Raw genomic sequence first — 14540 nt, forward strand, 5'->3', positions numbered from 1 at the left:
TCTTTCTGCGCGATCCGCCGGATCGGGCACCGTCACCGGGTACTCACGCGACCTTGGGAAGCGTGTAGCATTTGCATCGTCGCCGGGCGGCTTCCCCCGTGGCCGCCCGGCGCTCAAGCTTTCATCTCCCAGCCGTAGGGTTACGGCATGGTCGAGGATTTCTCACCCCAATGCTCGTCCAAGGGCTGCCGGGCGGCCGCCGAATGGCAACTCCTCTGGAACAATCCGAAGATCCACACGCCGGAGCGCCGGAAAACGTGGCTGGCCTGCGGTGATCACCGGGCGAGCCTGAGTTCGTTCCTCGACGCGCGTGGCTTCCTGCGTGAGGTCACTCCCTTCGCCTCGTCGGACGGTGCGGTCGTCTCCTAGGCTCTAGTTGTGAGCGAGCCGTCCGCGCCAATCGTTGTCGATGCCCTTGAGCCGTGGCCCGGCACCGTCGACTGGCGGCCGGTCTCCAGCCGGCTGATCACCGTCCATCTCATCGGCATCGCGATCTGGACCGTGGTGCTGCTCGGCGGCCTGCTCGCCGGGTATTTGATCGTCGGCGGGGCGCCCTGGCTGTACGGGATGGGCGCGGTGCTGGCCCTGACCGTGTGGCGGGCCGTCGTCGCCGCCCGCGCCGTCCGCGCCTGGGGTTACGCCGAGCGCGACAACGACCTGCTCGTCCGGCACGGCCTGCTGGTGCGGCACCTGTCCATCGTGCCGTATGCGCGGATGCAGTATGTCGACGTCACCGCCGGGCCCCTGGAGCGGGCCTTCGGGCTCGCCACCGTCCAGCTGCACACCGCGGCCGCCGCCAGCAACGCCCGGGTGCCCGGCCTGCCACCGGACGAGGCGTCCCGCCTGCGCGACCGGCTGACCGCCCTCGGCGAGGACCGGGCCGAGGGCCTGTGACCAGCTCCGGACTCCCCCAGCCCCCGCAGGCCGTCCCCGGCGGTCCGGACGCGGGCGGCCCCCTCCCGGCCGCCGCCGGTGACTCCGTTCCTGGCGGCCCGCAGCCCGGCAGCAGCCGTCTCACCCCGGACGATCCACGCCCGGCCGCCTTCGGCGCGACGGCGGAAGCGGGTGGTGACGGTTCACCTCTCGCCGATGCCGAGGGCTCGGCGACGCCTCCGGGACACCTCGGGAGCCCGGCCGGCGCCGGGGACCCGTCGATGCCTCTTGCGCGCGGCGGGGGCGCGTCGGGCGTACCGGATGATGGTTTGCCGTCGGTGGGGGAAACCGCCGGCGCGGCAGATGCAGGGGGTACGACCGGGGCCGCGGCAGAAGAGGCGCGTCAGCGGCTCCATCCGCTGAGCCCGCTGCTGAAAGGCGCCAAGAGCATCGCGGTGATCGTGGCCGCGCTGTCCTGGAACACGCTCGGTGAGGTCGGGGCCACCGACTTCGCGCTGATCGTGCTGGCGCTCGCCGTCGCCGTGGTGATCGTCTCGGCGATCGGGTGGTGGAACACCGGGTATCACGTCGTCGGGCGGGAGCTGCGGATCACCGAGGGGCTGCTGTGGCGGCGCAACCGGGCCATCCCGCTCGACCGGCTGCAGGCCGTCGAGGTGCGGCGGCCGCTGCTCGCCCAGCTCACCGGCCTCGCCGAGCTGCGGCTCGAGGTGGTCGGCGGCAGCAAGACCGAGGCGCCGCTGGCGTACCTGACCGTCCGGGACGCCGGCGTCCTGCGGGAACGGCTGCTGTCGCTGTCCGGGCGGGCGCCCGCCGTCGCCGCCGCGCCCAGCCCCGGCAGCACCGCCGCCGAGGTGCCGCTCTTCCAGGTTCGCAATCAGGATCTGCTGGTCAGCCAGCTGCTCACCCCGCAGGCGTTCTTCCTGCCGCTCGGGGTGGCGTGGGTGATCACACAGTTCGTGATGGAGGGCACCTGGACGTTCATCGGCATCGCCAGCACCGTCACCGCGATGGCCGGTGTGCTGCTGCAGCCCATCCGCCGGGTGCTGCGCGACTGGGACTTCCGGCTGTTCCGCGGGGAACGGCTGGTCCTGCACTACGGGCTCACCGAGACGCGCAGCCAGGTCCTGCCGCCGCACCGGGTGCAGACCGTGCGGGTCACCTGGCCACTGCTGTGGCGGGCCAAACAGTGGCTGCACCTGACCCTCGACATCGCCGGCGTCTCCGGCCCCGAGCCCGGCGACGACCACCGCTCCGACCGTCTCATGCCGGTCGGCGACCTGGCCGCCGCCCGGGCCCTCGTCGCCACCGCCCTGCCCGGCGTCGACCTGACCGGCCTCGCCACGTCACCGCCGCCGCTGCGGGCGCGGTGGCTGCACCCGTTCGGGCTGCGCTTCTACGGGGCCGGGCTCACCGACCAGGTCTTCGTCAGCCGTTCCGGGCGGCTCACCCGGGAGATGACGCTCGTGCCGTACGCGCGGCTGCAGAGCGTCCGGGTCGTCCAGGGTCCGCTCCAGCGACGGCTCGGGCTCGCCACCGTGTACGCCGACACCGCGGGTGGCCGCGCCGGTGAGGCCCGCGACCGGGATCTGGCCGAGGCGTACGCGATCGCCGATCAGCTGGCGGCTCGATCCCGTCGGGCTCGTGACGCGCTCGCGGTCGCGTACTCGCCGGGTCCCGCGGCGCCCGCCGCGATTGCGCCCGGCGTCATGCCGCCTTTTGTCGCGCCGCCCGGCTTCGTGCCGCCCGCCGCGGCGCCGCCCGGCTTCGTGCCGCCGCCCGGCTTTGTGCCGCCAGCCGTAGCGCCGCCCGGCTTCGTGCCGCCCGCCGTGGCGCCGCCCGGCGCGGCCGGGCAGCCGTTCAGCGAACCGGACGATGAGACGTACTGGCAGCGGCCCGAACGGTCTTAAGCTTTGGAGATGGAGCTTCCGGATTTCGCGCCCGGTCTCAGCGCCCGGGTCGAGTTGACGGTCACCGAGGCCGACACCGCGCAGGCCCTCGGCTCCGGTGACGTGCCGGTTCTCGGGACGCCCCGGTTGCTGGCGCTCGCCGAGGCCGCGACGGTCGCCGCCACCGCCCGGCAGATCCCCGGCGGTGTCACCACCGTCAGCAGCCGCGTCGACATCGAGCACCGGGCGCCGAGTCCGATCGGCCGCCGCGTCGCCGCCCAGGCCACGCTGACCAAGGTGGACGGGCGCAAGCTTCTGTTCGAGGTGACGGTCCAGGACGGTGAGACGCTCGTCGCGGAGGTCCGCATCGAGCGGGTCCTCCTCGATCGGCAGCGCTTCATCGCCCGCGCCCTCGGCGACTGAGCGGCTGCCACCGCGACGAGTTCGGCTTCAATGCGCCTGACCGACTGTCACGCCGCAAGGCCCTACCGGCTGTCACGCCATGAGGCCACCAACCGGCGGACCGCGCGGCGAGGTGGGGCCGGTTGTCCGACCAGCCGGTCTCGGTCGGGGGCGGACGGTAGCGCAGGGGTATGGCACGGAACGCGGATCGATCGGTGACCAGCGGCCTCAGCCCGTGCGGCGCTCCGCGGCCCGGTGTGCACCCCGCGTCGCGGGGTGGGCTCGGGGCCCGGCGTGGCCGTACGGGATCAGAGATCTCCCCAGCGGTCCCGCAAGTCGGACGGGGTCGGCATCGCGGTGGCGCCACCCTGGCGTTCGCAGACGAGGCCGGCCACCGAGAGGGCGAACCGGACGTGGCCCGCCCACGCGTCCAGGCCGGCCGGGCGGCCGTCGGTGAGGAGGCGGCTGACCAGGGCGGCCATCACCGAGTCGCCGGCGCCGGTGGCGTCGATCGCCTCGACCAGGGGGGCGGGGATGTCGGTGGCGCCGTCGGCGGCCGCGACGTGTGCGCCGCGGGAGCCGCAGGTGACGACGACCGCGCCGGCGCCGAGGGCGAGGATGCGGGCCGCGGCGGCTGCCGGGTCGTGCTCGCCGTAGAGGACGATGGCGTCGGCCGAGCTGAGTTTGACCAGGTCAGCGGTGGCGAAGAACTCTTCGGTGAGGTCGCGGAGCGCGTCCACGGCGGCGGTGTCGGGCAGCAGGGTGGGCCGCGCGTTCGGGTCGAAGACCCGCAGCGGGCCGGCGTCGGCGGCGGACCAGGCGGCGCGGGCGGCGGCCCGGAACGGCTCGCGGAGCAGGCTGATCGATCCGGTGTAGAGGACGTCCGCCCCGGCGATCAGCGGGAGGTCGAGGTCGGCCGGGGTGAGCAGCGCATACGACGGGGGCTCGCCGTAGAAGGTGAAGGTCGGCTCGGCGCCCTCGAAGGTGGTGACGGCGAGGGTGGTCGGCACGCCGACGCGGCGCACGCCCTGCCCGTCGACGCCTGCGGCCTGCAGGAACGCGGACATCCGGTCGCCGAGGACGTCGGTGCTGAGGCTGCCCGCATACCGCGCGTCGCCGCCGAGGCGGGCGATGCCGACGGCCACGTTCAAGGGCGCGCCGCCGATCGCCTGCCGGTAGACCTGTTCGCCGTCGACGTCCGCTTCGAGCAGGTCGATCAGCGCCTCACCCATCACCATCGCGTAGCCCACGATCCCACCCTCTCATCCCGCGGCGGACGTCCCAAGTGGGCCAGGCCCCTCCGATCAACAGGGCGATTTCTGTAAATTTGCGACAATCGGCGGATGAATACGTTAGTGCTGGCGATGGTGGCGCCGCTCCTGCTGACGCCCGCGCCCGTCTCCGAGGGGACCTTCAAGACCTGGCGCGACGGCGCGCGTGCCGTCACCTATGACACCGCCGCGGTCGTGTCCGGCGCGCGGGCCACGGTCAAGATCTTTCAAAACCATCAGGGGGTACGGGTGAACCTGCTCGCGACCGGGCTGACGCCGGGCCGGCCGTACGGCGCCCACCTGCACACCAGCGCGTGCGGGCAGGATCCGGCCGCGGCCGGCCCGCACTATCAGCACCGCCCCGACCCCGCCGCCGGGCCGGGCCGCCCGTCCACCGATCCGGCCTACGCCAACCCGCGCAACGAGATCTGGCTGGACTTCACCGCCGACCGTAACGGGGTCGGCCGGGCGGTCAGCGCGCAGGACTGGGTGTTCGCCGACGACCGGCAGCCGCGGTCGCTGGTGCTGCACGCCGAGCACACGCACACCGCGGCGGGGTCGGCGGGCACGGCCGGCGCCCGGCTGGCGTGCCTGACCCTGGCGTGACCGGATGGTGCCGGGACCGGCTCTGCCGGGCCCGGCGCTTCGGCGGTAACGTCGGGGGCACCGAGAACGGAGGCACCCCACATGGCCGAGAACAGCGGCGCCCAGCCCGCACCGAAGACGGAGTCGCACGACCCCGACTTCCCCGAGGCCTTCCTGAGTTTCATGCGCCAGGGCTGGCGGGAGGATCCCCTGGCCGTGACGCCCCTGCCCGAGGTGCCCAACTACGCGAAACGTCGTAACGCGCTCTCCGAGGCGTTCCCCGGCGAGACGCTGATCATCCCGAGCGGCAACGAGAAGGTGCGTGCCAACGACACCGACTACCACTTCCGCCCGGGCAGCGATTTCTTCTACCTGACCGGCGACCGCGACCCGGACAGTGTGCTCGTCCTGCACCCGAGCGGGTCGGGGCACGACGCGGTGCTCTACACGCGGCAGCGCAACTCGAAGGACAGCGACCGCTTCTTCCGCGACCGCAACGGCGAGCTCTGGGTCGGGCGGACGCACACGCTGTCGGAGAAGTCGACCGAGCTGGGGCTGACCGCCGCGCCGCTGGGCGACCTGGGCCCGGCGCTGGCCGGCTCGGCTCCCGGCCGGACCAGGGTGCTGCGCGGCTTCGACGCGAATGTGGACCGGGCCGTGCTGGCCTACGAGCCGGACCGGACGAAGCCGCGCGATCGTGAGCTGGCCCGGGTGATCTCCGAGCTGAAGCTGGTCAAGGACGAGTGGGAGATCGCGCAGCTGCAGGCCGCGATCGACGCCACGGTGTTCGGCTTCGAGGACGTGGCCCGGATCCTGCCGGCCGACCGGAGCGTCAAGGAGCGGCTGCTGGAGGGCGTGTTCGGGCTGCGGGCCCGGCACGACGGCAACGACGTCGGTTACACCTCGATCGTGGGCGCCGGCTCGCACGCGACGATCCTGCACTGGGTGCGCAACACCGGCGTGACCAAGCCGGGCGAGCTGCTGCTGATGGACATGGGTGTGGAGGGCAACAACCTCTACACCGCCGACGTGACCCGGACGGTGCCGGTGAACGGGACGTTCACGCCGCTGCAGCGGCAGGTCTACGACATCGTGTATGCGTCGCAGCAGGCCGGCATGGACGCGATCAAGCCGGGTGTGGTCTTCAAGGACGTGCACAAGGTCTGCATGCGGGTGCTCGCCGAGGGCCTGCACGACCTCGGCCTGCTGCCGGTGAGCGTGGACGAGGCGATGGCCGACGACTCCACCGTCTACCGGCGGTGGACGCTGCACGGCTTCGGCCACATGCTCGGCATCGACGTGCACGACTGCTCGGCGGCGCGCAACGAGGCGTACCGGGAGGGCCCGCTCAAGGAGGGCTACGTGCTGACCGTCGAGCCGGGCCTGTACTTCCAGCCGGAGGACGAGCTGGTGCCGGAGGAGCTTCGTGGCCTCGGCGTGCGGATCGAGGACGACGTGCTGGTGACGGCGGACGGCTGCCGCAACCTGTCGGCCGGCCTGCCGCGCGCCTCCGGCGAGGTCGAGCAGTGGCTCGCGTCGCAGCGGGAGGCGGGTCCTCGCCTCCCGGGGTGACCGTCCGGCAGGATCGTCACATGAGCACCACCGAGCCCGCCGTGCGGCTGCGTTCCTACGGCGGGCTCCGCATGTGGCGGTCCGGGGCCGAGGTCGACATCGGGGCGCCCCGGCTGCGGATCCTGCTGGCCGCGCTGCTCGCAGCCCGCGGTGGCACGGTCGGGGTGGACACCCTGATCGAGCTGATCTGGGGCGCCGAGCCGTCACCGAGCGCCGTCAACCAGCTGCACCGGCTGGTCGGGCAGGCCCGGCGGCTGTTCGAGCCGGAGCTGGCGAGCCGCGCCACCGGGAGCTGGGTGCTGCCCGCCGGCCAGGGTTACCGCCTGGCCACCGATGCGCGCAGCAGCGACCTGATGGCGGTGCGCGCCCTGCTGGACACTCCCGGCGCGGCGACCCGGGCCCTGGAGATCGTTCAGGAGCCGGCCTTCGCCGGGCTGGACGCCGAGGTGCTCACCCATCCGGCGTTCGTGGCCCTCGAGCAGGAGCGCATCCAGATCGCGGTCGAGGCCGCCGATCGGGCCGAGCCCCGGCTTCTCCCCCTGCTCCAGCGGATCGCCGCGTCGGCGCCCCTGCACGAGCCGCTGCAGGCCCGGATCATCCGCCTGCTGACCGCGGCCGGCCGCCGGGCCGAGGCGCTGGTGCTCTTCGACGAGGTGCGCCGGCGGCTCGCCGACGAGCTGGGCGCCGACCCGGGGGCCGAGCTGCGGGCCGCCCATCTGGCCGCGCTCGCCGACGACGAGCCGGACACCCCGCCGGCGCCCCGGCCGGCGCAGCTGCCGCGCCGGGTGGCGGGCTTCGTCGACCGCGGTGAGCTGCCCGACCACAGCGCCGGCATCGTGGTGCTCACCGGCATGGGCGGGATCGGCAAGACCGCCCTCGCGGTGGACTGGGCGCACCGGCTGGCACCCAGTTACCCGGACGGGCAGCTCCACGTCAACCTGCGCGGCTTCGACCCGAGCGGCCGCGTGGTGCTGCCCGCCGACGCGCTGTCCACGCTCCTCGAGTCGGTCGGGGTGGGTCTCGCCGAGCTGCCGGACGACGTCGACGCCAGGTCCGCGCGGTTCCGCTCGGCGGTCGCCGACCGGCGCATGATCATCCTGCTGGACAACGCGCGGGACTCCGAGCAGGTCCGCCCGCTGCTGCCCGGCGCGCCCGGCTGCCTGGTGCTGGTGACCAGCCGCAACCGCCTCGCCGGCCTGGTGGCGCACGAGGGCGCCCAGGCGGTCCCGGTCGGCCGGCTCAGCGACGCGGGCGCCCGCGACCTGCTCGCGAAGCGGATCGGGGCGCCCCGGCCGGCCGCGGAGCCGGAGGCGACCACCGACCTCGTCCGGTTCTGTGCCGGACTGCCACTGGCGCTGTCGATCACCGCGGCCCACGCCGCGGTCCGGCCCGAACTCAAGCTCGCCGACCTGGTCGAGGAGCTGGCCTCACAGGCCCGGCTGGACGCCCTCACCACCGGTGAGCCGCACGACGACGTCCGATCGGCGCTGTCCTGGTCCTACCTGGCGCTGAGCCCGCCGGCGGCCCGGCTGTTCCGGCTGCTCTCGGTGCACACCGGGCCGGAGATCCCGGTCGAGGCGGCGGCCAGCATCGCCGGGACCGGGCCGGCCGTCCGCGCCGCGCTCGCCGAACTGTGCGCGGCCAACATGATCACCGAGGCGGGACGACAGCGGTACACCCTGCACGACCTGCTCCGGGCCTACGCCGGGGAGTTGCTCGGCGACGAACGCGCCGACGCGGTCCGGCGGCTCGTCGAGCACTGTCTGCGCGACGCCCGCGCCGCGTACCTGACCTTCGGCCGTCCGGAGATCGCCCCGCTCGGCCCGGCGTCGCCGGGCCTGACGCCCACGCCGATGGCGGACCTCGGCGACGCCCTGCGCTGGTACGCCCGGGAACAGGCCGCCCTCGCCTGCATCGTGGACCTGGCCCTGCTGCACGGCCACCACCGGGAGGCCGTGCTGACGGTGCTGTACCTGCGGGCCGTCCGGTCCGCCAGGGCCGAGCCGTACTCGGACTCCCGCGAGCAGACCAGGCGGGTCCTGGACGTCGTCGGCGACCTCGGCGAGCCGGTGCTGGAGGCCGCGATGCTGCGCGAGGCCGCCCTCGTCGAGAGCCCCACCGACCCGGCGGTCTCCCGGCTGCTGCTGCGCCGGGCGCTGGACATCGCCGAACGCGCGGACGACGTGATCGGGCAGGCGCACGTGCTGCGCAACCTGGGACTGTCCCTCGCCGGGGAGGACCGCGAGCAGGCCCTGCCCCTGCTGCGCCGGTCGGTCCGGGCCGCGCGGCTGACCGGCGAGCCGACCGTCCTGGTGTACTGCATCGACGCGCTCGCCCGGACCCTGCAGGACGACGGGCAGCTCCCCGAGTCGGTGGCGCTCGCCCGGGAGGCGTTCGACATCGCCCTCGCCACCGGCCTCGACGACCTGCGCAACAACGCGGCGACCCGGCTCGCCGAGATCTGCCTGCTGATGGGCGATCACCGGCAGGCCGCCGCGATGGCCCGGTGGGCGGCCGAGCACGTCCCGCCGGGCGAGATCCACATCCGGCTGCCGATCTACGCGTTCCTCGCCGAGGCCAGCGACCGTCTGGGCGATCACGAGCGGGCACGGGCCGCCGGCGAGACCTTCCAGGACCTGATGCGCCGCCACGGGCCGGCCTACCGGCAGGCTCTCGGCCAGGACGTGGATCGCTTCGTCGCCACGGTGGACCGGATCATGAGTGCATCGGAAATGCACTGATCTCGCACTGATCCACGGTTGGCTGGTCCTCGACCGATCTTCAGGAGGATCCGATGAGCTACCCGAAGCCCGTCCTCGAACCGGCCGCGCAGGCCTTCGTCGAGGCGACCGCGAACCCGCCGTACCTGTTCGACCTGGGTCCCGAGGAGGGCCGCAAGGCGGTCGAGTCGGTGCAGGACGGCACCGGCGTCGAGACGCCCGCCGCCGACGTGCGGGACCTGACCTTCGCGGGCGGCCCGACCGGCGAGGTGAAGGTACGCATCCTGCGCCCGGCCGGGGTGACCGGGCCGCTGCCGGTGCTGATCTACACGCACGGCGCCGGCTGGGTCTTCGGCGACGCGAACACCCACGACCGCCTCGTCCGGGAGCTGACCGTCCGCGCGAACGCGGCGACCGTCTTCGTCGAGTACGACCGCTCCCCCGAGGCCCGCTACCCGGTCGCCGTCGAGCAGGTGTACGCCGCCCTGGAATTGGTCGCCACGCACGGCGCCGAGCACGACCTGGACGCCACCCGCATCGCGGTCGCCGGCGACTCGGTCGGTGGCAACATGACCGCCGCCCTGACCCTGCTGGCGAAGCAGCGCTCCGGCCCGGCGATCACCGCGCAGCTGCTGTTCTACCCGGTGACCGACGCGAACTTCGACACCGACTCGTACCACCAGTTCGCCGAGGGCTACTTCCTCCGGCGAGACGGCATGCAGTGGTTCTGGGACCAGTACACGACCGAGGAGGCGGAGCGGGCGCAGATCACCGCGTCACCGCTGCGGGCCACTCTCGAGGACCTCGCGGGCCTGCCGAAGGCGCTGGTCATCGTCGCCGAGGCGGACGTGCTGCGCGACGAGGGCGAGGCGTACGCCGCCAAGCTGCGCGCCGCCGGTGTGGACGTGACGGCCGTGCGTTACCAGGGGATCATCCACGACTTCGTGCTGCTGAACGCGCTCAAGGACACCCACGCCGCAAAGGCCGCGACCCGCCAGGGCGGCGACTTCCTGCGCGACGCCCTGCACCCCTGACGCATCGCCTCCGGGGCGGCGGCTTCCCACGCGCCGCCCCGCTCTCACGCCCGGCGGCCCGGCCCCGCGCTCACGCCCGGCGGTCCAGCCCCGCGCCCACGCCCGGCGGCCCGGCCCCGCGCTCACGGACCGGCGTCAGGACCCCGGCTTGTACTCCGTCACGTTCCAGCATTCGGCGGCGGCCGGATCGTCCTCGACGTTGATCTTCACCTGGACCGGGTGGCCGTCGGTGGTGTCGTACTTGGTGGCGACCTCGGCACCGTCCTCGCCCGCGGTCTCCGCCATGGCGACCAGTTCACCGAGTGTCGGAACGTCGATCTCCTCGCCCTGCTGCCCCTCGGTGACCGGGCCGAGATCCACCTCGGCGGAGGCGGACGGCACCACGGCCACCGCGCCGACCCGTTCGGCGGCGCTGAGCACGCCGTCCTTGACGGTCGCCCGATACTCACCGACCGGCGTCGACTCACATCCGCGGGTCAGCGTGAAGCTGTAGGCGGCCGGCTCAGTCCAGGGCGGCGCCGACGCGGCGACGGCCGGGCTCGGGTCCTCGATCTTCGGCTTGTCGTCCCCGGACGAGGTGCAGCCGCCGACCAGCCCGACCACCATCAACGCGCACAGGGCACGCTCTACCCGCACCACTACCTCCGCTCGACGCCTCACGCGGCGCAATGTAGCGCAGCGCCGCAGCCCGGCGGTCAGGGGATGCCGCACCATCCCGGCCGGGCCACCACGCCCTGCCGGCCCCGCCCACGTCGCCCGGCGCCACGTCGACGTCGCCCGGCCGCTCAGGGGATGTCGTCCACGAACACCGCGACCGACCGCCTCGGCACCTCGAACGCCGTGGCCGCCCGCAGCACCGGGTCGATCGAGCCGGTCAACTCCGGGTGCAGCCGCAACCGGTCCGGCCCGGGGATCGCCGGACGGACCGTGCCGTCGGTGGCGTTGAACACCACGACGAGGCGGGCCCAGTGCGGGTCCAGGCCGCTGCCGTCCAGGCACATCACGATCACGCCCGGCTGCTCGCCCGGGCCGCCGGCCGGGAAAGTCAGCCGCCGCTCCACCTCCTCGGCGGTGGGCAGCCCAAAGACCGGCGACGATCGGCGGATCCGCAGCAACTCCCGATACCGCTCGGCGGCCAGCTCGATCACATCCGGCGACGGGACGAGCGCCGGGTCCCCGAGCAGCGGCCGGGCCCAGTCCCATTTGTCGCCGTTGTCGGCCTCCGGTGGCAGCCCCACCCCGAACCCGTTGCCGAGAGCCGGGTCCCAGCGGATCTGGTTGAACCAGTCACCGGAGTTGTACGAGTTACGGTCCAGCGATTTCGACCGGAGCCGCTCGGTGCCCAGCGCCACGAACGCGGCGCCCTGGCTCAGCACCACCAGCGACAGCGCGAGGACCTGCATCCGCGCCCGGTCGACCTGGGAGATCCCGGGTGGCAGCTTGAAGGCCATCGCGTCATACAGGATCTCGTTGTCGTGGGCGTCCACATAGTTGACCGCCTCGCCCGGCTGATGGGCGTAACCGGCGGGCGCGCCGTGGTAGCCGATCTGCGCGCCGCTGTGCTCGACGCCGTCATGGGCCACGAACCGGAAGGTGGCGAGTGCCCCGGAGAGCCCCACCTTGATCTGGTCGTGCAGCCACAGCGGCACGGCCGCGCCGAGCCCGGTCGCGAAGCCGCGCACCGCCGGGTCGTCGCCGAAGGCCGCGCCGCCCCGGATCGCGTCGCGCAGCCGGTCGTTGAACGTGCCGATCCCGGTGCCGGCCATGTTGACCTGGGTGGCCTGGGCGAACCGGGCGTCATACGCGACCTCGCCGAAATTCCACCCCTCGCCGTAGAGGGCGATGTCGGGCCGCAGCCGGTCGAGGGCCGCCCGCGCCTGCAGGATGTTGGCCCGCGGGTGGTGGCCCATCAGGTCGAACCGGAAGCCGTCGATCCGGTACTCCCGGGCCCAGGTGACGAGCGAGTCGACGACGAGCCGGCCCATCATGGTGTGCTCGGTGGCGGTGTTGGGGCAGCAGCTCGACTCGGCGGTGCTGCCGTCGGCGAGCAGCCGGTGATAGTAGCCGGGGACGATCCGGTCGAGGACGCTGAACCTGTCCAGCCCGTCGCCCATGGTGTGGTTGTAGACGACGTCGAGGACCACCCGCAGGCCGGCCGTGTGCAGCGCCGCCACCGCCGCGCGCAGCTCCACGATCCGCGCCGTGCCGGCCGGGTCGGTGGCGTAGCTGCCCTCCGGGGTGGTCCAGTGCCACGGGTCGTAGCCCCAGTTGAAACCGTCGGTGTCGGCCACCGCCATGACGGCCCGCTGCTGCTCCGTCGAGTCGGGCGGGAACGACGCCAGGTCGCAGAGGGGCGCCGCCTGGTCGGCCCGCCGGTCGGGCACCGTGGCGAAATCGTTGACCGGCAGCAGGTGCACGTGGGTGAGCCCGGCCTCGGCGAGCGACCTCAGGTGGCGCATGCCGGCCGAGGAGTGGCGGGTGAACGCCAGATAGGTGCCCCGCTCGTCGGCCGGCACCGTCACGTCGGCGATGGAGAAGTCACGAACCGACACCTCGCTGATCTGCATCCGGGCCGGTGGCACCGCCTCGGGCCGGACCGCGTCGGCCCAGCCGGGCGGGCAGAGCGCCGGATCGGACAGGTCGACGAGCTGGCTGTGGGTGGAGTCGGTGGCCAGCGACACCGAATACGGGTCGGTGACGCTGGTGGTGACCATGCGCTGGGCGGCCGGCTGCCACACCTGGACGCGAAACCTGTACCACCTGTTGATCCACTTGCGTTTGCCGGTGATCGACCAGACACCGGTCACGTCGTCACGCTCCATCGCCAGCACCCGCGGCTCCTCGCCGGGCTCGCGGAAGAGCTCCAGCTCCACGGTGCGGGCGGTGGGCGCCCAGACCGACAGGCGCGGCCTCTCCTGGTCGTCGACGACCGGGCCCAGCTCGGCGCCGGCGGCGCTCGCGTAGAGGTCGTCGAGGACGCCCTGCAGCTGCACGGCGGTGAGCGCGACCACCTCGCCCGCGCTGTCGTGCCCGGCGACCAGGAGCCGGCCCCGGAGCATCTCACCGAGAGCCACGTCGCCGAGCTCACGCACCGCGAACGCCCGGTAGGCGCGCAGGTGCGGGAAACGGCGGCTCTGCTCCTGGAACAGGCCGCCGGGCCGGGGCACCAGGGGCAGTGAGCCGAGGGTGAAGCTCACCGCGCGGGAGGCGAACCACTCCGGCAGCGCGACGGTCCCCCGGTCGATGAAGACGGCATACGCCCGGGCCGGGTCGATCTCGGGGCCGAGCGTCCCGACATCCGGCCGGACCGGCTGGGCGACCCCGGCGACCAGCCAGGCCTCGCGGGCCACGGTGAGGTCGAGGCGCTGGTCGTCGGCGAGATCCTTCTCCTCGCCCCGGTGCAGCACATAGCGCAGCCCGACCGCGTCCGGCCGGACCCGCACCTCGAAGACGGCCCCGAACGCGTCGAAACGGGTGGGCATGTGCGGCCGGTGCCACCGGGTCTTCTCAGTGACCGGCACGCCCTCCCAGCAGTGCAGGCCCCACCCCGCGTAGTCGCCGCCGGGGCGCCGGTAGTGGATCACCACGGTCTCCTCGCCGGGCTGCGGCAGCTCCGGCGGCTCGGTGCCGACACGCCGCTCACCAGCGGTGACCCAGATCTCACTGCCCTCACTCAGCGTCACCCACCGGTCGGCCTCGACGTCTTTCGCGCCCTGCCGGCCGAGGATCAGGAAGCCGACCTCCTTCGCGTCGTCGGCCAGCCGCACCCAGGCGAACCTGCCCCACGCGTCCTCCCCGGCGAACGGGGCGCCGTCGGGGTATCGCCGATCGGCGCCGGGCGCGAGGTCGCCCCAGGCGTGCAGAACCCAGTCGGCGTAGTCACCGTCGGGCCGGTGATAGTGCACGATCAGCCATTGCGGCCGGGTGGTGGCGGTGGCCGGCGGGCTCGCAATGATCTCCATCGTCGTCACCGGCACATCATCCCAGCGGGATACGACATTTTCCGGGTGTCCCGAGGACAGGCTGCGAGGATCGTCGCGTGGGACCCGCCTTGCAGCCGCTAGCAAGACGGACGTACGGTTTACCGAAGACGCACAACCGAGAGTTAGGCATACCTAATCAAGAGGTCGCCCTTTCGGTGCGAAAGACTTGACTTCCAGTCGCTGGGTGTGAAGG

At 73.3% G+C, this 14540-nt stretch carries 10 protein-coding genes and 1 pseudogene; 8 read left to right on the forward strand and 3 right to left on the reverse strand.

Annotation, left to right across the window (positions count from 1 at the left end; genetic code table 11):
- The first annotated feature begins 147 nt into the window (after window positions 1–147).
- The 4 genes and pseudogenes from BM290_RS04600 (at window position 148) to BM290_RS04615 (ending at window position 3203) form a co-directional block, all read left to right on the forward strand.
- Window positions 148–369, forward strand: a complete 222-nt coding sequence (locus tag BM290_RS04600; protein ID WP_093610332.1) for a hypothetical protein — start codon at window positions 148–150, stop codon at window positions 367–369.
- Window positions 370–378: 9 nt separating this feature from the next.
- The gene (locus tag BM290_RS04605) at window positions 379–894 is read left to right on the forward strand and encodes a PH domain-containing protein (protein ID WP_093610334.1); all 516 of its coding nucleotides are present in this window, start codon (window positions 379–381) and stop codon (window positions 892–894) included.
- Window positions 895–1154: 260 nt separating this feature from the next.
- Window positions 1155–2543, forward strand: a pseudogene (locus BM290_RS04610) (PH domain-containing protein); the annotation flags it as partial.
- A 267-nt stretch (window positions 2544–2810) separates the two neighbouring features.
- Window positions 2811–3203, forward strand: a complete 393-nt coding sequence (locus tag BM290_RS04615; protein ID WP_093610336.1) for a thioesterase family protein — start codon at window positions 2811–2813, stop codon at window positions 3201–3203.
- A gap of 287 nt (window positions 3204–3490) precedes the next feature.
- Here BM290_RS04615 and BM290_RS04620 read toward each other — a convergent pair whose 3' ends face one another.
- Window positions 3491–4432 (reverse strand): carbohydrate kinase family protein, encoded by a 942-nt coding sequence (locus BM290_RS04620; RefSeq protein WP_093610338.1) that lies wholly within the window; start codon window positions 4430–4432, stop codon window positions 3491–3493.
- A 93-nt stretch (window positions 4433–4525) separates the two neighbouring features.
- Between BM290_RS04620 and BM290_RS04625 the strand changes: the two genes are divergently transcribed.
- The 4 genes from BM290_RS04625 to BM290_RS04640 all read left to right on the forward strand — a co-directional run bounded on the left by BM290_RS04625 (window position 4526) and on the right by BM290_RS04640 (window position 10364).
- The gene (locus tag BM290_RS04625; protein WP_093610340.1) at window positions 4526–5059 is read left to right on the forward strand and encodes a superoxide dismutase family protein; all 534 of its coding nucleotides are present in this window, start codon (window positions 4526–4528) and stop codon (window positions 5057–5059) included.
- An 81-nt stretch (window positions 5060–5140) separates the two neighbouring features.
- A complete protein-coding gene (locus BM290_RS04630) occupies window positions 5141–6610 on the forward strand; it encodes an aminopeptidase P family protein (RefSeq protein ID WP_093610342.1) in 1470 nt (489 codons plus the stop codon).
- Window positions 6611–6630: 20 nt separating this feature from the next.
- A complete protein-coding gene (locus BM290_RS04635) occupies window positions 6631–9351 on the forward strand; it encodes an ATP-binding protein (protein ID WP_093610344.1) in 2721 nt (906 codons plus the stop codon).
- A gap of 53 nt (window positions 9352–9404) precedes the next feature.
- Window positions 9405–10364 carry an alpha/beta hydrolase gene (locus tag BM290_RS04640; protein WP_093610346.1) on the forward strand — a complete coding sequence of 320 codons (960 nt, stop codon included), beginning with the start codon at window positions 9405–9407 and terminating at the stop codon, window positions 10362–10364.
- A 135-nt stretch (window positions 10365–10499) separates the two neighbouring features.
- Here the strand turns inward: BM290_RS04640 and BM290_RS04645 are convergent, their stop codons facing one another.
- Both BM290_RS04645 and pulA read right to left on the reverse strand, forming a co-directional pair.
- Window positions 10500–11024 (reverse strand): DUF6174 domain-containing protein, encoded by a 525-nt coding sequence (locus tag BM290_RS04645; RefSeq protein ID WP_239143379.1) that lies wholly within the window; start codon window positions 11022–11024, stop codon window positions 10500–10502.
- A 125-nt stretch (window positions 11025–11149) separates the two neighbouring features.
- Window positions 11150–14335, reverse strand: coding sequence for a pullulanase-type alpha-1,6-glucosidase (gene pulA, locus BM290_RS04650; protein ID WP_093611181.1), 3186 nt, complete (start codon window positions 14333–14335; stop codon window positions 11150–11152).
- Between the last annotated feature and the right edge of the window lie 205 nt (window positions 14336–14540).

Origin of the sequence: Actinoplanes philippinensis (assembly GCF_900113015.1) — a bacterium.
GTDB lineage: Bacteria > Actinomycetota > Actinomycetes > Mycobacteriales > Micromonosporaceae > Actinoplanes > Actinoplanes philippinensis.